General features: G+C 38.0%; 27 protein-coding genes. 5 read left to right on the forward strand and 22 right to left on the reverse strand.

All coding sequences use genetic code 11. The annotated features are described in order from the left end of the window. Nucleotides 1-217: 217 nt before the first annotated feature. Nucleotides 218-418: a SymE family type I addiction module toxin gene (locus SOP96_RS11470; protein ID WP_326321145.1), complete on the reverse strand. Its 201-nt coding sequence runs from the start codon at nt 416-418 to the stop codon at nt 218-220. 189 nt (nt 419-607) lie between these two features. Between SOP96_RS11470 and SOP96_RS11475 the strand changes: the two genes are divergently transcribed. Both SOP96_RS11475 and SOP96_RS11480 read left to right on the forward strand, forming a co-directional pair. Continuing rightward, entirely contained in the window at nt 608-838 is a 231-nt protein-coding gene (locus SOP96_RS11475; protein ID WP_326321073.1) for a helix-turn-helix domain-containing protein, read from the forward strand. A gap of 278 nt (nt 839-1,116) precedes the next feature. Further along, complete coding sequence (locus tag SOP96_RS11480; RefSeq protein WP_326321074.1) at nt 1,117-1,626, forward strand: pyridoxamine 5'-phosphate oxidase family protein; 510 nt, start codon at nt 1,117-1,119, stop codon at nt 1,624-1,626. Between the two features lie 83 nt (nt 1,627-1,709). Here the strand turns inward: SOP96_RS11480 and SOP96_RS11485 are convergent, their stop codons facing one another. The 16 genes from SOP96_RS11485 to SOP96_RS11560 form a co-directional block, all read right to left on the reverse strand. Next, entirely contained in the window at nt 1,710-2,366 is a 657-nt protein-coding gene (locus tag SOP96_RS11485) for a DUF6766 family protein (RefSeq protein ID WP_326321075.1), read from the reverse strand. Between the two features lie 18 nt (nt 2,367-2,384). Beyond that, nucleotides 2,385-3,902, reverse strand: a complete 1,518-nt coding sequence (locus SOP96_RS11490; protein ID WP_326321076.1) for an FAD-dependent oxidoreductase — start codon at nt 3,900-3,902, stop codon at nt 2,385-2,387. Between the two features lie 21 nt (nt 3,903-3,923). Further along, the gene (locus SOP96_RS11495) at nt 3,924-4,091 is read right to left on the reverse strand and encodes a hypothetical protein (protein WP_326321077.1); all 168 of its coding nucleotides are present in this window, start codon (nt 4,089-4,091) and stop codon (nt 3,924-3,926) included. 19 nt (nt 4,092-4,110) lie between these two features. Beyond that, nucleotides 4,111-4,863 carry an SDR family oxidoreductase gene (locus tag SOP96_RS11500; protein ID WP_326321078.1) on the reverse strand — a complete coding sequence of 251 codons (753 nt, stop codon included), beginning with the start codon at nt 4,861-4,863 and terminating at the stop codon, nt 4,111-4,113. A gap of 5 nt (nt 4,864-4,868) precedes the next feature. Then, nucleotides 4,869-5,666: an SDR family NAD(P)-dependent oxidoreductase gene (locus SOP96_RS11505; RefSeq protein WP_326321079.1), complete on the reverse strand. Its 798-nt coding sequence runs from the start codon at nt 5,664-5,666 to the stop codon at nt 4,869-4,871. Nucleotides 5,667-5,671: 5 nt separating this feature from the next. Further along, nucleotides 5,672-6,172, reverse strand: a complete 501-nt coding sequence (locus SOP96_RS11510; protein ID WP_248393402.1) for a CinA family protein — start codon at nt 6,170-6,172, stop codon at nt 5,672-5,674. 32 nt (nt 6,173-6,204) lie between these two features. Beyond that, nucleotides 6,205-6,360, reverse strand: a complete 156-nt coding sequence (locus SOP96_RS11515; RefSeq protein ID WP_326321080.1) for a hypothetical protein — start codon at nt 6,358-6,360, stop codon at nt 6,205-6,207. Between the two features lie 147 nt (nt 6,361-6,507). Then, a complete protein-coding gene (locus SOP96_RS11520; RefSeq protein WP_326321081.1) occupies nt 6,508-8,649 on the reverse strand; it encodes a catalase in 2,142 nt (713 codons plus the stop codon). A gap of 127 nt (nt 8,650-8,776) precedes the next feature. Further along, on the reverse strand, nt 8,777-9,406 hold the full coding sequence (locus SOP96_RS11525; protein ID WP_326321082.1) for a YciE/YciF ferroxidase family protein: 630 nt from the start codon (nt 9,404-9,406) through the stop codon (nt 8,777-8,779). Nucleotides 9,407-9,478: 72 nt separating this feature from the next. After that, nucleotides 9,479-10,306, reverse strand: a complete 828-nt coding sequence (locus SOP96_RS11530) for a KGG domain-containing protein (protein ID WP_326321083.1) — start codon at nt 10,304-10,306, stop codon at nt 9,479-9,481. Between the two features lie 215 nt (nt 10,307-10,521). Continuing rightward, a complete protein-coding gene (locus SOP96_RS11535) occupies nt 10,522-11,136 on the reverse strand; it encodes a Crp/Fnr family transcriptional regulator (RefSeq protein WP_326321084.1) in 615 nt (204 codons plus the stop codon). 44 nt (nt 11,137-11,180) lie between these two features. Further along, entirely contained in the window at nt 11,181-11,777 is a 597-nt protein-coding gene (locus SOP96_RS11540) for a Crp/Fnr family transcriptional regulator (protein ID WP_326321085.1), read from the reverse strand. 284 nt (nt 11,778-12,061) lie between these two features. Continuing rightward, nucleotides 12,062-12,658 (reverse strand): Crp/Fnr family transcriptional regulator, encoded by a 597-nt coding sequence (locus tag SOP96_RS11545; protein WP_326321086.1) that lies wholly within the window; start codon nt 12,656-12,658, stop codon nt 12,062-12,064. Continuing rightward, the gene (gene ytxJ, locus SOP96_RS11550) at nt 12,658-13,032 is read right to left on the reverse strand and encodes a bacillithiol system redox-active protein YtxJ (RefSeq protein ID WP_326321087.1); all 375 of its coding nucleotides are present in this window, start codon (nt 13,030-13,032) and stop codon (nt 12,658-12,660) included. The genes SOP96_RS11545 and ytxJ overlap by 1 nt, the downstream gene beginning before the upstream one ends. After that, nucleotides 13,029-13,487: a hypothetical protein gene (locus SOP96_RS11555; RefSeq protein ID WP_326321088.1), complete on the reverse strand. Its 459-nt coding sequence runs from the start codon at nt 13,485-13,487 to the stop codon at nt 13,029-13,031. Before SOP96_RS11555 ends, ytxJ begins: the two co-directional genes overlap by 4 nt. Next, nucleotides 13,484-14,020 (reverse strand): YfiT family bacillithiol transferase, encoded by a 537-nt coding sequence (locus SOP96_RS11560; protein WP_326321089.1) that lies wholly within the window; start codon nt 14,018-14,020, stop codon nt 13,484-13,486. Before SOP96_RS11560 ends, SOP96_RS11555 begins: the two co-directional genes overlap by 4 nt. 165 nt (nt 14,021-14,185) lie before the next feature. On the opposite strand from SOP96_RS11560, the gene pncA reads away from it, so the two are divergent. Then, complete coding sequence (gene pncA, locus SOP96_RS11565; RefSeq protein ID WP_326321090.1) at nt 14,186-14,791, forward strand: bifunctional nicotinamidase/pyrazinamidase; 606 nt, start codon at nt 14,186-14,188, stop codon at nt 14,789-14,791. A 64-nt stretch (nt 14,792-14,855) separates the two neighbouring features. Here pncA and SOP96_RS11570 read toward each other — a convergent pair whose 3' ends face one another. Both SOP96_RS11570 and gyrA read right to left on the reverse strand, forming a co-directional pair. Beyond that, nucleotides 14,856-15,890, reverse strand: coding sequence for a tetratricopeptide repeat protein (locus SOP96_RS11570; RefSeq protein WP_326321091.1), 1,035 nt, complete (start codon nt 15,888-15,890; stop codon nt 14,856-14,858). A gap of 28 nt (nt 15,891-15,918) precedes the next feature. Beyond that, a complete protein-coding gene (gyrA, locus tag SOP96_RS11575) occupies nt 15,919-18,498 on the reverse strand; it encodes a DNA gyrase subunit A (protein WP_326321092.1) in 2,580 nt (859 codons plus the stop codon). A gap of 148 nt (nt 18,499-18,646) precedes the next feature. On the opposite strand from gyrA, the gene SOP96_RS11580 reads away from it, so the two are divergent. Continuing rightward, a complete protein-coding gene (locus SOP96_RS11580; protein WP_326321093.1) occupies nt 18,647-18,961 on the forward strand; it encodes a DUF4286 family protein in 315 nt (104 codons plus the stop codon). Between the two features lie 5 nt (nt 18,962-18,966). Beyond that, a complete protein-coding gene (locus tag SOP96_RS11585) occupies nt 18,967-19,143 on the forward strand; it encodes a hypothetical protein (RefSeq protein WP_326321094.1) in 177 nt (58 codons plus the stop codon). Nucleotides 19,144-19,231: 88 nt separating this feature from the next. Here SOP96_RS11585 and SOP96_RS11590 read toward each other — a convergent pair whose 3' ends face one another. The 3 genes from SOP96_RS11590 to SOP96_RS11600 form a co-directional block, all read right to left on the reverse strand. Beyond that, nucleotides 19,232-19,414 carry a hypothetical protein gene (locus tag SOP96_RS11590; RefSeq protein WP_326321095.1) on the reverse strand — a complete coding sequence of 61 codons (183 nt, stop codon included), beginning with the start codon at nt 19,412-19,414 and terminating at the stop codon, nt 19,232-19,234. A gap of 182 nt (nt 19,415-19,596) precedes the next feature. Further along, nucleotides 19,597-19,731 (reverse strand): bacteriocin-like protein, encoded by a 135-nt coding sequence (locus tag SOP96_RS11595; protein ID WP_326321096.1) that lies wholly within the window; start codon nt 19,729-19,731, stop codon nt 19,597-19,599. Nucleotides 19,732-19,842: 111 nt separating this feature from the next. After that, on the reverse strand, nt 19,843-20,742 hold the full coding sequence (locus SOP96_RS11600; protein WP_326321097.1) for a carbohydrate kinase family protein: 900 nt from the start codon (nt 20,740-20,742) through the stop codon (nt 19,843-19,845). Nucleotides 20,743-20,753 lie beyond the last annotated feature (11 nt).

Raw genomic sequence — 20,753 nt, forward strand, 5'->3', positions numbered from 1 at the left:
TCAGAATCAGAAATTATTTAGAGCAAATGCTGAATTCACCTATTTTTGGTAAAAATTCGCGCACCTTTTAGGCAAAACTTAATAACGGAGGTCTTATGCAACCTGTGGGAAACCAAATGCAGTTACAGGAAGTTCCAAACAGGTGTGTTTGTGACAAATGCAATTGCAGGAATTCCTGCGCAAGTTGCGGGAAACCAAATGCAGGTTTCAGAGAGTTCTATTTCGCCACAGTGATCGTGAGTTTGTTCTTATTCTGTTTGATATTTACGATTTTTCCCTTTTCAAAACCGAGCTTCTCAAGCCATTTTCCTTTAAGCCGAATTTCAGATACCATTATCATGCGGTGGCTGCTTTTTTGATAGGTTGTGTTGATTTTAAGTTTATCATCGTCAAGTCTGTGTTTTATTAGTTTTAAAATCTCAGTTTATATTTAATTTTAAAACATAATTGTATTATTAAACTATGATTGTATACTTAGCATGTTAAGTACAAATATACTGTAATTTTTCAGATATGGTGATATATCACCATGCAATTTATAATTGAAATTCCAAAATTGCTATCAATTATAAAAGAAATGAATAGTAAGCACGTTTTAAAGTTGTATATGAAAGCTTTTTCTGAACATCTCAAAGAGATCAGGAAGAATAAGTATAATTCTATGGATGCCGTTGCGCAAAATTCTGATTTTGATTCCAGCAATTATAATAAGTATGAAAATGGAAAAGGCAATCCAACAATAGAAACCCTTCTTAAAATGGCTTCTGCATTTAATATTCCGCCGAAAGAACTATTTGATTTCGAGTTCGATATAGAAAAGTATAAAATTGATGAATAACTTAGTTGTTTTTTTATAAGCCGTTATTATATGGATGTTTGCAAGATGAATTATTAAGAAATTCAGGGAGTATTTCAAATAATTAAGACTCAGATCCGGACTTACCCAAGATGATTTGGTTTTAAACAGCTCAAAAATTACATGTCTTCTGTAATCATTTAATAAATATACCTGATTTTATGCATTGTCTGTAATTTTTAAACATAAGGTTCATTATGGTCGGATTTTTGAATAGTAAAGAGTAATTTTTATTTATCAAATCACTAAAATATACAATTATGTCAACAGAAAATCTTACCCACCAGGACGCTGTTAAAAAAATTAAAGAATTATCAGAAAATGCTAAAATTTGTATGTTCTGTACAGAATTGGAAACACTTCCTATCCATTCAAGACCGATGACACTTCAGGAAACGGATGACGAAGGAAACCTATGGTTTATCAGCGGGGATACAAGCAACAAAAACTTTGAAATTAAAGATGATAAAAGGGTTCAGCTGTTTTTCATGAACAATGGCGATTATCAGTACCTTTCGATTTTCGGAGATGCTACGATTTACAAAGACCGTTCAACCATTGAAGATAAATGGTCGCCAATGGCAAAAGCATGGTTTGAAGAAGGAAAAGATGACCCGAATGTTTCCATCATCCGTGTTGAGCCCACAGAATCATATTACTGGGATACCAAAGCCGGGAAGCTGGTAAGCCTTATCAATTTTGTAACGGCGGCAGTTACCGGAAATACCACCGATAATTCAGATGGTGTTGAAGGAAAGGCCCAAGTTTAAATAAACCTCATAAATGGTTAAAAAAACAATATAAAAAAGGCTGTATCAAAGTGATACAGCCTTTTTTAATTTAATTGAGGAAACTAAGGTGTTTCACTGTGCGGCATATCCACCGGCTTGGATTCCGGGGAGCCTTTTTCCCGAAGCCATATGGATAAGATTACCAGCGAAGCTACGGCGAGAAATTCACTTTGCCAGTTCTGGAAAGATTCAAACCAGAAACGGGATTCGGTGATATATTCTATTGCAGTAGTCGTAGGTCTTTCTTTTGAAATCTGCTCTTCATTATAATCTTTCAGGCTTCCGTAAAAATGGAGTAAGAAACTAATAGTAAACAATAATGCAAAGGCCAGCGACAAAGAATGTTTGTAGATTTTTAGCCAGATTCCGCCTTTTTTAACGGGCCACGGCGCATTAGCGTGAGCAACAGGCTCTTTGTCTACATCTTCCTCTTTTTCCAATGATTTGGATTCGCTTGAGCCTTTCTGACGGAGAGAGATCGTTAACACAACGTACAGCATCATCTGAAGGAATTCACTTTCCCAGTTTTCGAAAGTAGCCTGGATAAAGTGCCCGCTATGAAGATATTGTCCTAACGTCAGCGCCTGATCTCCGTTTTCAATCAATTCTTTATTTTCCGTTTTCCAGCCTGTAAAAAACTGTGCTGCAAGACATGAAATCATAAAGATTATCAAAACAATGCTCAGACTGTTTCGATAAAAGAAACCTTTTTTAGACATAACCCCCAATTATTACAGTTAAGAATCGGTATCTACTCGCGGAAGATCTTTCACAGTAGGCCCGGTAAGAAGCTTTCCATTAATACTAAAGCGCGATCCGTGGCATGGACAATCCCAGCTGAGCTCGGCACTGTTCCAGCGCACTTCACATTTGGCATGAGGACAGGTACTTTTTACCAAATGTACTTTTCCGTTGGTTTCCTTGTATAAAGCATAGGATTCACCTTCATATTTCACAACTTTTGCTTCTCCTTCTTTTACTTCTGCAAGTGAATTGATTTTTTCTGCAAAAAGCTTGTCTTTAATGAAATCATAAGCCACCACCGCATTTTCTTTTACAAAATCTGCAAAGCCAGCAATAGGTTTTATTCTTGACGGGCTGAAAACATTCTCATATTTACTGCTTCCTGCAATAATGAGATCTGATAAAATCTGCGAAGAAATCGTTCCTAATATCATTCCGTTTCCTCTGAAGCCGGTTGCAGTGAAAATCTTTCCGTTGCTTCCGGGAAGCTTTCCTATATAAGGAAATCCATCAGTTGGCTCATAATATTGACTGGACCAGCTGTAATAGGCTGTTTCCACATCAAAATACTTTCTGACATAATTTTCTAAACGTGAAAAACATTCTCCCGTATCTTCTTCATGACCGGTTTTATGATCTTCACCTCCTGCAATAAGAAGCGTCTGTCCGTCAATTTCCTGGGTTCTGTAATAATGGTAAGGATCAATAAGATCATAACCGAGATCTGTAGGATAGTTCCCATTTTTCAGGCTGAAGGCAATTGCGTAACTTCTGTAAGGAGCATTGGTGATATGAAGAATACTCAATCCTGGCGGAATATGGGTGGCATAGACCACATTTTTAGCTTTAATCTCTCCTTTAGAAGTTTTCAAAATAACCACATTTTCCTGTTCATCATGGCTTTCGCAACGACATTCTTCCATGATAATTCCGCCTAAACTGATGAATGCTTCACAAAGCCCTTTGATATATTTTATCGGATGAAACTGTGCCTGGTCAGGAATACTCACCGCTTTTTTGAAAGGTATCGGGAAAGGAATTTCTTCTGTATAAGTCATGGTATGACCTACCTTTTGTGCTCCTTCTACAATATCAGTGAGCTGTTTTTCCTGTTTTTCATCTAAAGCGAATAAATAGGCCGTTTTTCTCTGAAAATCACAGTCGATTCCATATTGCTGTATATTGCTTTCGATAATGCTGATGGCTTCCTGGCCTGTATCTGCAAACAGTTGTGCATTGTCCTGTCCGAAATCACTAATGGTCTGGTTGAAGGTGGTATCAAAAAAATCATTAAGATGTGCGGTGGTTCCGCCTGTTGTTCCGAATCCGATATTGGCAGCTTCCAGAAGGATGCATCTCTTTCCGGACTGCTGCAGCTTTAAGGCAGTAGAAACGCCGGTAATTCCTCCACCAACTACTGCGACATCGTAGAGCTGTTGAAGGTTGGCTTCTAAGGAAAATTTCCTGATTTCTTCCTGCCATATACTTTTTCTTGCCCCGTCTCTGTACATGACTTAGAATTTTGGTTAAACTTACTTGATGCGCAGCGTATCATTTTCAGATGTACTGCTATTGTTTTTATGGGTACCGGAATTATTTCCGTCGTACTTGTTTTTAGGTTCGTCTTCATCAAAATCACATTTGCAGGATGATATTGCAAAAAGACTTATAATTCCCAATAGTAAAGCTGTCGTTTTCATTTGTTATTATGTTTTTTTATTATCCGTTAACGACAATTCCGCCGTTCGGGTGAAGAACCTGCCCGGTGATCTGTGCGCCGTCTTCACTTGCAAGGAATACGTAGCTGGTTGCCACTTCTTCCGGTGTCGCATTTCTTTCAAAAGGCGGCTTATTCGGATCGTCTTCTTCCTCTCCGAAGGTTTCTTTGGTTAAAGGTGTAGCCACAGGTCCAGGAGCAACTGCGTTGACACGAATGCCTTTTGGCTTCGACTGTAAAGCCAAAGAGCGGGTAAAAGAAACTATCGCTCCTTTAGTTGCCGAATAATCAAGCAGTTCTTCATGCCCCTGATAAGCTACCGCCGATGTGGTATTGATAATGGAGCTGCCCTGTTTTAAATGGGGGAAAACAAGCTTTGTTAGAAGGATCATTCCTATAATATTGGAATTGAATGTTGTTCTGATGTTTTCTTCTTCAAGATCAACAATATTGTCTGACGGAAACTGTACTCCTGCATTATTAACCAGAATATCAATTCCGCCAAATTCGTCAACTACTTTTTTTGTTGTTTCCTCACAAAACTGATAATCATTGAGGTCGCCTTTATAAAGGGAAGCTTTTCTTCCCAGGCTTTCAATTTCCGATTTTGCTTTTTCTGCATCTTCATCGTCAGAATAATAAATAATAGCAATATCTGCTCCTTCTTTTGCAAAAAGTAATGCTACGGCCTTACCGATTCCGCTGCCTGCTCCTGTGATGAGTGCTGTCTTATTTTCTAATTTCAAATTTGCCATAATAATTATTTTTCGTTTACCGGTTTTTGCATTTCTGCCATTCTGTGTGCAGCCATACTGTCTGTTGCAATATTGGACATGGCCACGGTGAGTTTGTTTTTTAATCCTGAAATTACTTTATCATCACCATTCATGAGGGCATTAAAACCGTCAATAGCTACTTCTTCCGGTGATGCAAGATTGTCTTTATCTTCCAGGATCTTGCTTTCGTTCATATCTGCTTTATTGAAAAAATCCGTATCTGTTGGGCCTGGTAATAAAGCTGTTACGGTAATTCCCGTATCTTTAAGCTCTTCCCTGATGGCTTCTGACCATGACAAAATAAATGCTTTCGTTCCGTGATACACCGAATGCCACGGACCGGGAGCCTTGCTTGCAATGGAAGCAAGGTTCAGGATCTTTCCGGATCCTTTCGGTAAACGGTCTTTCAAAAACATTTTGGTCAAAATGAGTACGGAAACAATATTCAGATTAATAATATCAACTTCCCGGTGAAGATCGGTATCCTGAAATTTTCCATACACGCCCTGTCCGGCATCATTTACCAGAATGGAAGGACTAATTCCGTTCAGCTTTAATTCAGAATATAAAGAATAGGCATCTTCTTCAATAAATAGGTTTTTAGCAATGGTAATAACATTAACTCCAAAGCTTTTAAATTCATCTGATTTTGCTTTCAGTTCGTCGTGATTCCGGGCAACCATTACGAGATCGTATCCGTTCTTGGCAAATTGTCTTGCAAGCTCATAACCGATCCCGCTGGTTGCTCCCGTAACCAGCGCATATTCGTTTTTTTTATTCATAAAACTTATTTCAGGATTAATAACTGATTGATTTCGCTCTTAAAACAGCCTAATATAAATTCAGTGTAATACAGCTGGGCGTTTAAAGCCTGAGTTTTAGGATGAAGTTCGAGCTTTTTCGTCAGTATAATTTCTCCTTTGTAAGAAAATGAAAAGAATGCAAAAATTTTATACGAAGAATTGCGTATTGGTGTACAATACCCTGTTGTTGCAATTGACCAGTCGGATTCGAAAAGTTTTGCAACATTCAGCGCCATTGTTTCGGCTATATTTTCTGAAACGCAGTCGCACTCTTCTGCTTCGTGTGCATCAACTCCCAATAGCCGTACTTTTTCCTGCAATGTGTAAGAAGTCAGTCCACCTTTGTAAAACATTGATGCGTTAGGCATTTGAGAGAAAGCAAGCTGTAAACAGCCTGAAGTAACACTTTCTGCAACTGAAATCGTTTCATCAGTAGTCATTAATGACTGGCTGATATACTCCAGAAGATTTTTTTGAAATTCCATAATACTAATATTTAGTGTGTTGTGTATAATTTTTAGATACCTGAGGCTTTCCACGGGACAACGACCACTTTCACGCATCCATCCTGCTTTTTATCGAAAACTTCGTAATCTTCGAAACATTTTCGAGGGGAAAGATGATGGGTGATAATATCATCCCGTTTTACCCTGCCGCTTTCTACATGATCCATCAATTCATCAATAATTGCGTGAACATTGCACTGGCTGGCTTTGATTGTAATACCTTTATCAAAAATCTGTCCAAGTTTGAAATTATCATAATTTAGCGGATAAACATCTGAAATTGAACAATATCTCCCCTCTTACCGCGCTCATAATTATTTTCTGGCGTTTCTTTCTATTTCAAGATCCCAGACTCTGTGATTGGCAACAGCCTTAATGAATTTATCTGAAGGATTTTCGTCCTCAGCAATAACAATAGCAGGATCGATATGGTCTTTCATGCTTACGTTGCTGTTCATATAAAGCGGTTCTGTTCCTTCACCGAAATAAATGGCTTTACAATGCTTATATGCTTCATTGATATAATTCAGTGCGTGCTGTTTGTTTTCGGGGTTTAATAATTCTTTGGTAGAATTTTCTCCAGCTGCAATATAAAGTGCATCAAAAGAAACGCTGGAATTGCTCGTTAAAGAGTGTTTCGGTGTAAGTGATGAACCATCATTTACTTTTACTGGAGCCATACTCGGTCCGATAATTTCAACCACTGCATTTTCTGCTTCCAGTTTGGTTTGTAAATCGTTAATTGCTGCTGCATCTGCTCCGTCTCCCATAATAAATCCGATTTTTCTTCCCATTATGGTATCTTTAATGGTGTTCTGCATACTTAATGCTTCGGAGATTTTGGTGTTAGGTTCCCTCTCTTCGCTTTGTAACGTTGAAGGATCTGCGTCTGCAGGAATGCTCTGGTTCGGGAATTTGAGTTCTTTTACTTCAACCCCTACTTTAGCAGCCACTTTTGAAGCAAGGTCTTTATCTACAAAGGCAAGCTGGCTTACCATTCTTTCTCTTATCTCGGGAATGGTTACTTTTGAAAGCTCAAAAATCAACGCATTCTGCAGGTGCATTTTTTCCGGCGCCGACTGGCTGTTGTAGAATAATTTAGCCTGAGAATAATGATCTACAAAACTTGTGCTTCTTTCTCTTACTTTAGCTCCGGAAACCCTTGATTCCTGGGAAACAAAACCTCCTTCTTTCATCATTGCCTGGAAAGGGCACCCTCCGCCGATTGAATTCGGTTCGTAGCTTACTTTTCCTTTGGCAATCTGCTGTCTCATATAACCATCTCTCTGGTTATTATGAACGGTATTTACAGATCTGTTGATTGGAATTTCATGGAAATTCGGGCCACCTAATCGGATAAGCTGGGTATCGGTATAAGAAAATAATCTTCCCTGAAGCAGTGGATCATTCGTGAAATCGATTCCGGGAACAATATGTCCCGGGTGGAAAGCAATCTGTTCCGTTTCAGCGAAAAAGTTTTCCGGGTTTTTATTTAAGGTTAATGTTCCGACAAGCTGAACCGGCACTTCTTCTTCGGGAACAATTTTGGTAGGATCGAGAAGGTCGAAATCATATTTGAATTCATCTTCTTCAGGAATCAGCTGTACTCCGAAATCCCATTCCGGGAACATCCCGTTTTCAATAGATTCCCAGAGATCTCTTTTGTGAAAATCAGGATCTACTCCTGAGATTCTCTGTGCTTCGTCCCAGGCAACGGAGTGTACTCCCAATTTCGGCTTAAAATGGAATTTCACAAAGTGTGCTTTTCCTTCATCATTGATTAATTTAAAGGTATGAACTCCAAATCCTTCCATTCTTGAAAAGCTTCTCGGGATTGCCCTGTCGCTCATCAGCCACATAATCATATGCGTGCTTTCCGGCATTAAGGAGATAAAATCCCAGAAGGTATCGTGTGCAGATTGTGCCTGCGGTATTTCATTGTGAGGTTCCGGTTTTACGGCATGTACCAAATCAGGGAATTTAATGGCATCCTGAATAAAAAATACTGGCATATTATTAGCGACAAGGTCGTAATTTCCTTCATCTGTGTAAAATTTCACAGCAAAGCCTCTTACATCTCTTGCAAGGTCGGTACTTCCTCTGCTTCCGGCAACGGTTGAAAATCTTACGAAAACCGGAGTTTCTTTCCCTACTTCAGACAAAAAGTTGGCTCTGGTATATTCTGCAAGGCTTTTGGTAAGCTTAAATACACCGTGTGCTCCTGATCCGCGGGCATGAACTACCCTTTCAGGAATTCTTTCATGATCAAAATGCGTAATTTTTTCTCTGAGAATGAAATCTTCAAGCAAAGTTGGGCCTCTGTCGCCTGCTTTCAGGGAATCCTGATTGTTATTGATTTTCAGTCCCTGATTGGTCGTCAATTTTTCATTTTCATTGGAAGTCATGTGTTCTTCCAGCTGGTTCAGTTTTTCGTTGGTCGGTTTGTTGTCTTTCATAATTCTTTGTATTGGTGTAATGTTTAGTTTAAAAACTATTTAGAAATAATAAAATTTTATCATTCGGTATTTTAATTTTTATTGAAAAAGCCATACAGAAAGCTCTATATGGCTTTATATTGAAGGGTTAATCTTCCTGTTCCGCATCAAAATTGATGAAGGTTTCGGCGATTTCCGTCAGTTCATAATCGGTATCTTCTTCTTCCTGTAATGTTTTTTCGAGAAGATCAGCCGCTTTATCGTGTCCCATGGTAATGGCAAGCTGCGCCAGTCCGCCGTAGGTTGCAATTTCGTAGTGTTCTACTTTTTGTGCAGCGATAATTAAGGCAGCATCTCTTGTCATGGAACCATCTTCGGTAGACTTAATGATTTCTTCACCTTCTTCGATAATCCCTTTAATAGCCTTACATTCTTTTTGCTCAGGCGTTTCATTAATCAGCTTGAAGACTTTTTCAAGCCTTTTTACATGCTTCTGTGTAACCAACTGATGGTCTTCGAAGGCTTCTTTAAGCTCATCGGTAGTGGCTGCTTCCTGCATTTTTTCCAAGGCTTCAAGGATTGCATTCTCTGCATAATACACATCTTTCAGTGCGGAAACGAAGAATTTATGTAATGGAGAATTCTTCATTTCGCTTTGATCTACGGTAGCATTATCCACCGAAGCTGTTTTTTTGGTTGACCCCGTTGATTCTGTTGTGGATGGTGATGAAGTACCGGTGGTACCATTATCTTTATTTTCTGATGTTTTTGTTGCCATAATGTAAATTGGTGTTTGATTTTAAAAGATTACCCCTTTACAAATAATAAAGAGGTAATCGTGGAAAAAGAATTATGAATTATTACGTCTGCCTCCAAATCCGGATCTGCCCGAACCTGATGATCTTCCGCCGCCATGAGAGGCTTGTCCGCCCATACGAGCAATTCTCGTACGTTCTTCCTTGCTCATTGAAGCGAAACCTCTTCTTGATGATCCTGAACCTGATCCTGAATTAGAACCCCGACCTGAACCGCTGTTATTTCCTGATCTTGATCCGCCTCTGCTGTTTCCGGATCCTGAACCCGATCTGCCGGAATTTGAACTGGAATTTGAGCCAGATCCTGATCCTGAAGATCTTCCGCCTCCGTTCCTGCTACCTCTTGGCCTGCCTGGATTGTCATGTCTGCGATCATAATTATCGCTGTTTGAGTTTGATGAGCTTGAAGACCTGCCTCTTCCTCCGGATCTTGATCCACCGGAACCTCCGGAGTTTCTTCCTCTTCCTGATGAGCCCGATCCTGATCCCGAACCACGCCCTGATCCTCCACGAGAACCGCCTCTACCGCTTCCGGAAGTGAATCTTCCCTGGCTGTCTCTCTGTTGGTTTCCGTTTCCTGATCTTCCTCTTCCTCTATTGTCGTCGTCTTCGTCATCGTAGTCATCGTCATCATAATCTTCATCGTCGTAATCTTCATCATCATAGTCTTCATCGTCGTAATCTTCGTCTTCATCATCATAATCTTCGTCAAAGTAATCTTCATACTCTGAGAAATCATCGTCATATTCTTCGTCCTGAGACGCATCGTTATAACCGTGGTCATACCCTAATTGATAAATTTCTTCGAGATTGCTTGATGAACCGGAGTTTCCTCTACGATTTCTTGAATTTCTAGTGTTCATAACTGAATTTTTTATATTAATATTATAGTGATGGTATTGCCGGCCGTGACTAGTATTAGACAGCAATGAGTTTTTGGTTAATTTGCATGAACATAAAAGCTAAAAAGCTTAATACGCACCCCAGGTATGAGGCTTTAAGAATATGGATGAATTAATAACTCAAATGTACGTTAGAATAAGTCACTTTTTTATGACCCAAGTCATGTTGGAGGATATTAATATAAAATTTTTCGGTCTTTTATGGTTAGCTTTCCCTGTTTTTCCATTTTTTTCAGGGTTCTGATGACGGTTTCAACACGAAGTCCGGTAAGATTGGCAATTTGCTGCCTGGTAAGTTCTACAGGAAAACATTGCTCACATTCGCCTTCGTGGTAGCTTTTAAGGTAGTTGAGCAAACCTTCCAGACGGATAATGGGATTTTGTGAAGACATGTTTTGCAACATTATGGCTTTGAAATATAATCGCTGCGATAGGCATGCATTCATTTCAAGAGATACATCGGGATTATTTTTAAGAAGATCGAGAAAATTGTTTTTGGAAAGTCTTATGAGCTCTGCTTCTGCGATACAAACGGCATTCATGACATAGAAATTTTCAACAAAAATCATGGAATCTCCAAAGCTTTGCTTTTCACCGACGATGTTGTGGATGAATTCTTTTCCTTCGTCGTTATAGCTGTTCAGTTTAACCTTTCCCTTTACAACCTGATAGTAATAGGCAGCATGATCGCCTTCTCTGTAAATAATCTCATTAGGCCTGTACAATTTCTTTTCGGCACCGTATGAGAAAAGGAGCTCCGGCTCGATATTCATGCAGCTGATTGTTTTCATTTTTCAAAGTTTTTAAGACAGGATTAAATTAAAAAAAATTCAATTTAATACAAAATTTTCCTGTCCTTTATCTTTACAATCTTATTTTTTTCCATTACTTTAATAGTTCTGATTGCGGTTTCTACGCAAAGGCCTGTGAGACTTGCCATCTGTTGTCTTGTGAGCGGGATCATGAAAGAGTATGGTGATTGGTTTTCCTGAAAACTTTTCAGATAATCCATTAATACTTTGAGTTTTGCTGTGGGATTTTGTGAGGAAAGGTTCTGTGCCATAATCAGCTTGAAATAAAGCTTGTGAGAAAGCGTCTTATTCATATTGATTGATATTTCAGGATAAAGCTTTAACAGATCAAGAAAAACCTTTTTAGGAAGCCTTTGAACAGCACATTTTGTAATGGCTACAGCATTTACAGGATACACCTTGTCGATAAAAAGTAATGATTCTCCCATGCTTTGGCCTTCGTCCAAAAGGGTCTGTATAATCTCTTTGCCGTCTTCGCTGTAATTATTCAGTTTTGCCTGTCCTGTGATGATCTGATAATAATATTTGGGTACGTCTCCTTCGTTAAAAATAATTTCGCCAGGTTGGTAATGTCTGATAATTGCACCTACTGAATGCAGAACTTCTTCTTTAATAACCATGTTAGCTGTTTTAAATGTTTAAGTGGTGAGCATTCCTAGTAAATATTATTGATTGGTTCACATTATGTGATACAAATTCTAAACCTTACTGCGTTTTATTTAATAAATTTAATTTATCAATATTTATATTTTTATTTTTTATATCTATTTTTCAATCTAATGATATTACTTGTTAATATCATTAACGAGTTGATATTACTATAAAGATTTCTTATATATTGTGATCATAAAAAAGACCGGTAGCTTAACTACGGTCCACCATATTTTAAATTTTAATGTATCATCTATTTGCTGTCCGGAACAAAATTCTTTCTTGCAAGCTCCTTTCGTACGCGGCTCAAACTTTCGGGAGTAATTCCCAGGTAAGAAGCAATCATCCATTGTGGAACTCTCATCAACAGATCCGGATACATCTTTATAAATTTCATATACCGTTCTTCAGCGGTTTCTCCCAATAAAGAATTGATTCTGTCCTGCAGGCTTTTTATATGTTTCTGGAGAAGAATATCACTTTTTTCAAGACTGTTTGGGAACTCACCAATCAGCTTATTGATAAAATCAGGATGGAGCAGCAAAACTTCCGAATCTTCTACCGCTTCTATATAATAAATGGATTTTTCATTGAAATAAAGGCTGCTGCGGTCTGAAATAAGCCAGCTTTCCGGAGCAAACTGAATAATATGCTCTTTACCATTTTTGTCGATAGAATACATTTTAAGTAGCCCCTTTTCAACAAAGTAAATGTATCTGCAAATTTCGCCGTACTGCAAAAGAAACTGATTTTTATGGATCTTTTTTACTTCATAATGCAGACTGCATAAATTCACTTTTTCTAAAGGAACGTCCAGTACTTTCGATAAATAATTATTGATATTCTTCATTATACAATTTGGTCTGCCGAAATATGTTGATGCGAAGCGCTGCTGATTACTTTTCCGTTTTCAATCACCAGTAACTGGGGACTTTCATGTCTTACTTCAAGATCCGTTGCAATTTTGTTGGATATTGCCCTGTGTGCAAGCAAATCCAGAAAATACAGTTCAGGTTTCTGGTCTGAGCTTTCTATTTCTTTTTCAAAATTCTTCAAAACCGTTTTGCTGATAAAACAGCTTGTGGAATGTTTAAAGATCGCAATCTTCCGGATAAATGAATCCTCAATTGCTTTGTGCAGATCTTCTTCAGATTCTATATACTTCCATAGCCGATTCTTTTCAGAACTGTCTTTCCCCCCGAATATGTTGTCAAAAAAACTCATACGTTAAATTGTTTTAAGTGATGATGAAGATGCTTGTATTCCAGGAATCCCCAGTCTTTTTCTTCCATTGTACCAAAAAGCACGTGGCGCTTGGGAAGATTTTTATTTTCGAAACACGTTCTGTATTCTTCAAGCGTTTTCAGAAGATTTTCTTTTTCTTCTTCAAAATCACACTCAAAATTAATAATAAGTTTTTGAAAAGTGGGCATATTTCTGGGAATTCCGTTATTAAAGATCTGAATCTCGCGTTTTGTTATTTTTCCAATCAACGCAAAAAACGGATTGATTTCCGGAAGTTCTATTTTCCTGAGCGGTACCTGAAGCACATGATTACAATGTCTCATCATCTGGCAGACATCCATTTTGCCCCATTCTGGCTGCAATTTTGGTTTCAGCCGAAGGATTCGTTCTGTAATTTCTTTAAAACATTCAGGTTTATGCAGACTTTTTTTCACCAGCCTTTTTCTTTCTTAAGATTTTCGATATGGGCAAAATGGTGGTTGCAGTGCCACACATATAATGCAAGGGAATGTCTTAAATCGTAGTTTTTATGATGCTCTGGATGATGGAATGTTCTTTCAAACTGTTTATTAGTCATGCTTTTTAGTAAAGTTGTCCATCTTTGGTGGGTACCTCTGATTATTCTCAAAGCAGGTTTTACAGGCATATTCAGGCTGTCCTGAAGCTCCGCCCATTTTGCTTCGTCATAAGGTTTTATCGTCGGGTTATCTTCGGTAAGCGCCAGTTTGAAACGGATAAAGCTGTTCATATGGCTGTCTGCGATATGGTTTACCAGCTGTCGCACGGTCCATCCTCCCAGCCTGTATTGAGTATCCAGCTGATCGTCTGAGAAGTCTTCAATCAGGTTTTTTAATTTTCCGGGAAAATCTTTGATAACTTTTATATATTCATCGAGTGTGATATCGCAGATGTTTTCAGGTTCTTCAAAGGCTCCTATCGGAAACTTTTTTTGCTCTATATCGTTCATGTATTTGCTTTAATTTTGATGCTTTAATAATTTTAATCGTCTGATTTTACTGAAATCCCGGGACATAAAAATTCCCTCAATGTCTATTTGTCCGATAAATCTGATTTGGATGATTATTTGCTGTTTGTTTTTGTAAATTTATCAAAAAATTCGAGAACTTTAAATATGAAAAAAGCGTTAATAATCGTAGATGTGCAGAATGATTTTTGTGAAGGCGGCGCACTGGCAGTTCCGGGAGCCAACGAAGTGATTCCGTACATCAATGCTCTGATGGAAGAGAATGAATATGATCAGATTGTTTTGACCCAGGACTGGCATCCGGCTAATCATAAAAGTTTTGCCAGCAACAATGACAGAAAAGTAGGTGAAAGCATTATTTTAAACGGTGTTCCGCAGTTTATGTGGCCGGATCACTGTATCCAGGGAACTTTTGGTGCAGAATTTCACAAAGATCTTAACAGAGAAAGGGCAACCCATGTTATCCAGAAAGGAAAAAATGTTGAGATTGACAGCTACAGCGGTTTCCAGGACAATAATCATTTCATGAAAACGGGGCTTGATGATTTTTTAAAATATCATGATATTCAGCTGCTGGAGATTGTGGGACTGGCAATGGATTATTGTGTAAAATATACGTGTATTGATGCGGTAAACAGCGGATATGTCACCTGTCTTCATTTTAATGGAACCAGAGCAGTAAATGTAAAGCCGGATAATGGAAGAGATGCGATCTATGATATGATTCAGAAGGGAGTAACGGTTCTGGGATAATAATTTCAAATTAAACTTTTAAACATAAAAAACCGGAACAAAATTGTTCCGGTTTTTTATTGATTTATTTTGGCTGTTTTGCCTGAAGTTCAGCCTCTTTAGCTTTCATTTCAGTGGCTTTGGCCGTGTTTCTTGTTGTATTATAAACATCCCTCATGGTCTGTACAGCAGTAAGGTCATTCGGCATTGCCTGAAGCCATTTTTCACCGTATGGCAATGCTTTATTGAATCTTTCTTTTCTTGCTTCAATAAGCTTGGTAGCTTCGTCCGGCTTTGTTTTCCTTAATGCGTTGATTTCATTTACCGCTTTTTCATCATCACCAATTACGGTGTATACTAAATTCTGATAAGCGTTTGCAAAATCAGGTTTTAGCTCAATTGCTTTCTGGAATGAAGCAATGGCATCATTTTCAGTTTGCGGATTTTTAGACTGCAGCACTCCTAAATTGTACCAATTAGTAGCATCATTAGGATTTTTTGCCAGCTGATCCTTCAGATTCTGCATAAACAGATCGGTTTTTCCCGATGCGTACAGAGCAGTTCCCTGATATTCTTTTAATTTAGCACTGTTAGGATATTTTGCAAGGCCTTTTTCAATGATTGCTAAAGCTTCGTCATTTTTCTTATCATTTAAAAGAATTGTTACTAAGGTTTCATAAAGATCTGCTTCAACGCTTTTTGTCTGTTCCGTTTTAAAATCTGAATAATCCTTGGATGAAGTCTTTTTTAATAGTTCCCATGTATTCTTGTCATAGCTGGAAACCTGGCCTGTTTTATTATCTTTGGCTGTGTAGGTAGTTTCAACCCCTGTATATCCTGCATTGATAAGATCTGTATATATTTTTGTAGCCTGCGGATAATCATTTGCCAAAGCATAATTAAGACCTGCATAATACATATATACTTTATTGTCCTGTCCATTCGATTTAAGCAAGTTATAAACTTCCATAAACTTGGGAGCCGCCACAGCATAGTTTTTAGCATTGTATGCATCCATTGCTGCTTTGTTAGCTTCTTGTAGCTGAGCGTTCACATCGGTTTTTTGCCCGAAAGCAAAAGCTGATGCTACGATAGCCATCCCTAAAATTAGCTTTTTCATAATCACTATTTATATTAATTATACAATTTTATTCTTCCGAATCAGAATTCTCATTGTCCTCAGCAGCATTATCTGTCTGTGGTGTTTCTGCATCGTTTTCGTGGTTATCGGCTACAGTTCCTTCTATTTCTTCGCTTTCTTCAGAATCTTCTACTTCTTTGTCCATTTCTACTTTCGCAATGGCTGCAATTTCGTCATTTTTCTTAAGATTGATGAGTCGTACACCCTGAGTATTTCTTCCCATCACTCTCATCTCGTCCATTCCCATTCTGATGGCAACTCCGGATTTGTTGATGATCATCAGGCCGTCTTCATCTGTTACATTTTGGATAGCAATCAGGTTTCCGGTTTTTTCCGTAATATTAAGGGTAATAACTCCTTTTCCGCCTCTGTTGGTAATTCTATAGTCTTCTACTGCAGTTCTTTTTCCATATCCTTTTTCAGATACTACAAGAACGGTTTCTTTTTCTACATCATTTACAACAATCATTCCGATTACCTCGTCATCATCTTCCATTGCAATTCCACGAACCCCGATAGACCCCCTACCAACTTCTCTTACTTTTTCTTCAGGGAAACGGATACATTTACCATTTTTCGTGGCAATCATGATCTGGGATGTGCCATTGGTAAGATATGCTCCTAATAACTGGTCATTATCACGAATTTCAATTGCATTTACCCCGTTTACTCTCGGTCTTGAATACGCTTCCAGAGACGTTTTCTTAATGGTTCCGTTTTTAGTGACCATCACTACGCTCATCTGGTTTACGTATTCAGAATCTTTAAGATTATTGGTTCTGATGTATGCTTTGATTTTGTCATCCGGCTCTATATTGATCAAATTCTGAACCGCTCTTCCTTTTGAAGTTTTGGAACCTTCAGGAATTTCAAATACTCTCAGCCAGTAACATCTTCCTTTTTCAGTGAAGAACAGCATATACTGGTGATTAGTGGCAGATACAATATATTCCAGGAAGTCGGAGTCTCTTGTTGTGGCAGCTTTATTGCCTACTCCTCCCCTGCTTTGAATTTTATATTCTGAAAGTGAGGTTCTTTTGATATATCCGGCATGTGAAATGGTAAGCACTACAGATTCGTTCGGGATAATATCTTCAATAGACATTTCACCTCCAGAATAATCGATTTCTGTTCTTCTTTCGTCGCCGTATTTTTCTTTAACTTCAATCAATTCATCTTTAATGATCTGGAACCTTCTCGGCTCATTAGCCAGGATATCTTCCAAATCAGCAATTTCTTTCATGATCGTATCATATTCGTCACGGATCTTATCAAGCTCCATTCCGGTAAGACGGGCAAGACGTAAATCAAGAATTGCCTGAGCCTGGATTTCAGAAAGTTCGAAAGCTTCGATCAATCCTTCTTTTGCAGCCTGCGGATTGGCTGAGTGCCGGATGATGGAAATGGCTTTATCTAAAGAATCCTGCGTTCCGATTACCTTCATGAAACCTTCCAGAATATGAGCTCTTTCTTTTGCTTTTCTAAGCTCAAATTGGGTTCTTCTTACGATAACTTCATGTCTGTGTTCCACAAAATGGTGGATAATGTCTTTCAGGTTCAGCTGCTCTGGTCTTCCATGCACCAAAGCAATATTATTAACGCTGAAAGAAGTCTGAAGTGAAGTATATTTATATAATAAGTTAAGAACTACATTCGGAATTGCATCATTTTTCAGTTCATAAACAATACGAAGCCCTCTTCTGTCCGATTCGTCCCTGATCTCGTAAATTCCGGGAATTTTTTCATCTTTTACCAGCTCGGCTGTTCTGGCAATCATTTCTGCTTTGTTTACCTGATAAGGAATTTCATTAACGATGATAGCATTTCTGTTTCCTATTTCTTCAAAAGCAACTTTAGCACGGAGAACCACCCTTCCTCTTCCGGTGTGGAATGCATCTCTTACGCCATCGTATCCGTAAATGATACCGCCTGTTGGGAAATCCGGAGCAATAATATGCTGCATCAGCTCATCAATGGTGATTTCTCTGTTGTCGATGTATGCGCAAATAGCGTCTACTGATTCCGACAAATTGTGCGGAGCCATGTTGGTGGCCATCCCTACAGCAATCCCGGAGGTTCCGTTTACTAAAAGATTGGGGATTTTCGATGGTAATACCGTCGGTTCCTGTAAGCTGTCGTCGAAGTTATTCTGGAAATCAACCGTTTCTTTGTCTAAGTCTGAAAGTACTTCATCAGAAATCTTTTTTAATCTTGCTTCGGTATAACGCATGGCCGCCGGCGGATCTCCATCCATCGAACCAAAGTTACCCTGCCCGTCTACCTGGGGATAGCGAAGGCTCCAGTCCTGAGCCATCCTTACCATTGCATCGTATACAGAAGAATCTCCGTGAGGGTGGTATTTACCTAAAACGTCTCCAACAATTCTAGCAGATTTTAAATATTTTCTATTAGAAAAAACCCCTAATCCATACATACCGTAAAGTACTCTTCTATGAACGGGTTTCAAGCCGTCTCTTACATCAGGTAACGCCCTTGAAACGATAACAGACATCGAATAATCGATATAAGACGACTTCATTTCATCAACAATGTTGATGGGAATCAGTCTTTCTCCTTCTTTTTGCATAAACAAATTTTATTATAATGACAGTCAGACCCTTAGCTGTATGTCTGAAAATTATTTTTTTTGAATTTTTATTAACGGGCTAATTTACGAAAAATTTGCCGATTTTTGCGGTAGAATTTTATTCAATCTATTAAAAAAATCATAAAATATGAGCGTATTAAGCATAACGTTCCACTGTACGAAAAACAGCCTGGAAGAATGGGAAAATTATATCGACGGTACATTGGTTTTGATGACTGAAAATTTAATGGACGTTAATAAATATATCCTTTCTGAGGTGCACAGTGATTATATTGACGAAGGAAAAAACTATAATCTCCTGCTGGTTTTTGATAATGATGATCTGCGTGAAGATTTTGTACAAAGTGAACTGCAGAATATTACAGAGCGTGTAGAAGCAAAGTTCGGAACAGAAGTGATGATTTTCAATACCCTTCTTAATCCTAAAAAAACAAGATTTTAAAATTAATGCTAAAGCCCGAAATTGCTTCGGGCTTTGTTTTTTATCTTCTGTGTGGTGGCTCGGGCGGTCTTGGCGGAGCCGGCGGCCGCGGAAGACATGAAGAAAGCGCTGCAAACAAAGCTAACGCCAGTAACATTTTGGATAAATTTTTCATAAAAACAGTTTTTGTGATTGATAATTAGGTATCAAGCCGAATGCCAAATCATGATAAACGGTAAAACCAATAAACGAAAGCACCGGAATATCCAATGCTTTTCTATTTTTTAAATTTCACCTGTGACGTCCATATCCCTTGTGATGCCCGTGACCGTGGCCATGTCCTCTTTTTTCGTAGATATAGACTTTCTTTGCATGTCCCGGAGGCATTCTTCTTCCGTGATGTTCATGAACAATGCATGAAGTTATCATCATCATCACTGTTGTAACTCCAACAATTTTAATAAGTCCTTTCATTTTTTTTCTCTTTCAAATTCCTGATTGATGCAACAATGTTGATGCCAGAAAAAATAGTTTGAAAATATTAAGCGTAATTTAGATTTTATCTTAAAAAATTTTTGATTATAATTAAAAGTAAGTTAATCAAATTACAATATGTTTGATATAAAATAAAAACCGCTTTTCAGCGGTTTTAAAAGTTAAGGACATTGTGAGATTTGAGCTTCACTGCAAACAAGCCTGTTTATTCTTTCGCAGAACACACAGTACTCTTTTGGCTTTCCTCCATACACTGATTTGAGCTCTGTCTTTGTGAGTTTCTTTAAATTTTTCATATCGTTTTAATTTTGTTGGTTCAATATAAAATAAAATCCATTCTAAATTATTACAGTTTTTCGCTTTATTTTTTCATGATTTTCATTTATAAAGAAAATTTATAAATCATTTTAAAAGTGCTTTCTTTTAAATTCTTCAAATTCAGAATAATGATAATCAGGGCATGCGCCACTTTTGGAAGTGATAAATGCACCAAGCGAAACAGCATTCTTAAGAATCTCTTCCGGGCTTTCATTAAAGATTCTTTTTGAAATAAATCCCGAAAGAAAAGCATCTCCGCTTCCCACCGTATCGGCAACTGTAACCGGAACGGCCGGAAGGGTATAGCTTTGCTCATCGACAAAATAGGTTGCGCCTTCACTGCCTTTGGTTAATATGACCTCTTTAACAGCAAAATTCTTTTGAATAGCCTTAACAGCTTGTTCTTCAGTTGAATATTCTATTCCCGTAAGCTGTATAACTTGCCTAAGCTCAGATGCATTTATTTTAACAATATCCGATTTATGGAAAAGTGTTTTTATTACTTCAGTATCTATAAACGGAGGCCGGAAATTAACATCGAAAATTTTAAGTTTTGCTGTATCAAGAAGTTTCAATAAAGTTTTTCTTGTCTTTTCATTTCTTGAAGAAAGGCTTCCGAACACAAATGCTTCAGCATTGGCTACCAATTGATTATATTCAGGAATATTCTCAATATAATCCCAGGCTACATTATTGGTGATTTCATAAGTTGCTTCATTGCAATCATCAATTTTTGCGATAACAGTACTCGTTGGATGTTGCTTATCAATCTGAATCATTTCAGTCGAAATTCCCCAGTTTTCGATTTGCTTACGAAGTTTTTCTCCGAGATCATCATTTCCGGTTTTGCTGATAACTTTTACATCAATACCCGCTTTATGAAAGTTATATGCTACATTGAAAGGTGCACCTCCTGCTCGGGAGCCTTCAGGAAAAATGTCCCATAAAACTTCACCGAAACACACTATATATGGTTGTTTATATTTCATTAATCAATATT

The organism is Chryseobacterium salviniae, from assembly GCF_035819015.1.
In the GTDB taxonomy this organism is placed as follows: domain Bacteria; phylum Bacteroidota; class Bacteroidia; order Flavobacteriales; family Weeksellaceae; genus Chryseobacterium; species Chryseobacterium salviniae.

Coding starts and splice junctions, on each gene's coding strand:
- SOP96_RS11475 (WP_326321073.1), top strand. CDS start 608: ATGAAAGCTTTTTCTGAACATCTCAAAGAGATCAGGAAGAATAAGTAT.
- SOP96_RS11480 (WP_326321074.1), top strand. CDS start 1,117: ATGTCAACAGAAAATCTTACCCACCAGGACGCTGTTAAAAAAATTAAA.
- SOP96_RS11485 (WP_326321075.1), bottom strand. CDS start 2,366: ATGTCTAAAAAAGGTTTCTTTTATCGAAACAGTCTGAGCATTGTTTTG.
- SOP96_RS11490 (WP_326321076.1), bottom strand. CDS start 3,902: ATGTACAGAGACGGGGCAAGAAAAAGTATATGGCAGGAAGAAATCAGG.
- SOP96_RS11495 (WP_326321077.1), bottom strand. CDS start 4,091: ATGAAAACGACAGCTTTACTATTGGGAATTATAAGTCTTTTTGCAATA.
- SOP96_RS11500 (WP_326321078.1), bottom strand. CDS start 4,863: ATGGCAAATTTGAAATTAGAAAATAAGACAGCACTCATCACAGGAGCA.
- SOP96_RS11505 (WP_326321079.1), bottom strand. CDS start 5,666: ATGAATAAAAAAAACGAATATGCGCTGGTTACGGGAGCAACCAGCGGG.
- SOP96_RS11510 (WP_248393402.1), bottom strand. CDS start 6,172: ATGGAATTTCAAAAAAATCTTCTGGAGTATATCAGCCAGTCATTAATG.
- SOP96_RS11515 (WP_326321080.1), bottom strand. CDS start 6,360: ATGGATCATGTAGAAAGCGGCAGGGTAAAACGGGATGATATTATCACC.
- SOP96_RS11520 (WP_326321081.1), bottom strand. CDS start 8,649: ATGAAAGACAACAAACCGACCAACGAAAAACTGAACCAGCTGGAAGAA.
- SOP96_RS11525 (WP_326321082.1), bottom strand. CDS start 9,406: ATGGCAACAAAAACATCAGAAAATAAAGATAATGGTACCACCGGTACT.
- SOP96_RS11530 (WP_326321083.1), bottom strand. CDS start 10,306: ATGAACACTAGAAATTCAAGAAATCGTAGAGGAAACTCCGGTTCATCA.
- SOP96_RS11535 (WP_326321084.1), bottom strand. CDS start 11,136: ATGAAAACAATCAGCTGCATGAATATCGAGCCGGAGCTCCTTTTCTCA.
- SOP96_RS11540 (WP_326321085.1), bottom strand. CDS start 11,777: ATGGTTATTAAAGAAGAAGTTCTGCATTCAGTAGGTGCAATTATCAGA.
- SOP96_RS11545 (WP_326321086.1), bottom strand. CDS start 12,658: ATGAAGAATATCAATAATTATTTATCGAAAGTACTGGACGTTCCTTTA.
- ytxJ (WP_326321087.1), bottom strand. CDS start 13,032: ATGAGTTTTTTTGACAACATATTCGGGGGGAAAGACAGTTCTGAAAAG.
- SOP96_RS11560 (WP_326321089.1), bottom strand. CDS start 14,020: ATGAACGATATAGAGCAAAAAAAGTTTCCGATAGGAGCCTTTGAAGAA.
- pncA (WP_326321090.1), top strand. CDS start 14,186: ATGAAAAAAGCGTTAATAATCGTAGATGTGCAGAATGATTTTTGTGAA.
- SOP96_RS11570 (WP_326321091.1), bottom strand. CDS start 15,890: ATGAAAAAGCTAATTTTAGGGATGGCTATCGTAGCATCAGCTTTTGCT.
- gyrA (WP_326321092.1), bottom strand. CDS start 18,498: ATGCAAAAAGAAGGAGAAAGACTGATTCCCATCAACATTGTTGATGAA.
- SOP96_RS11580 (WP_326321093.1), top strand. CDS start 18,647: ATGAGCGTATTAAGCATAACGTTCCACTGTACGAAAAACAGCCTGGAA.
- SOP96_RS11585 (WP_326321094.1), top strand. CDS start 18,967: ATGCTAAAGCCCGAAATTGCTTCGGGCTTTGTTTTTTATCTTCTGTGT.
- SOP96_RS11590 (WP_326321095.1), bottom strand. CDS start 19,414: ATGAAAGGACTTATTAAAATTGTTGGAGTTACAACAGTGATGATGATG.
- SOP96_RS11595 (WP_326321096.1), bottom strand. CDS start 19,731: ATGAAAAATTTAAAGAAACTCACAAAGACAGAGCTCAAATCAGTGTAT.
- SOP96_RS11600 (WP_326321097.1), bottom strand. CDS start 20,742: ATGAAATATAAACAACCATATATAGTGTGTTTCGGTGAAGTTTTATGG.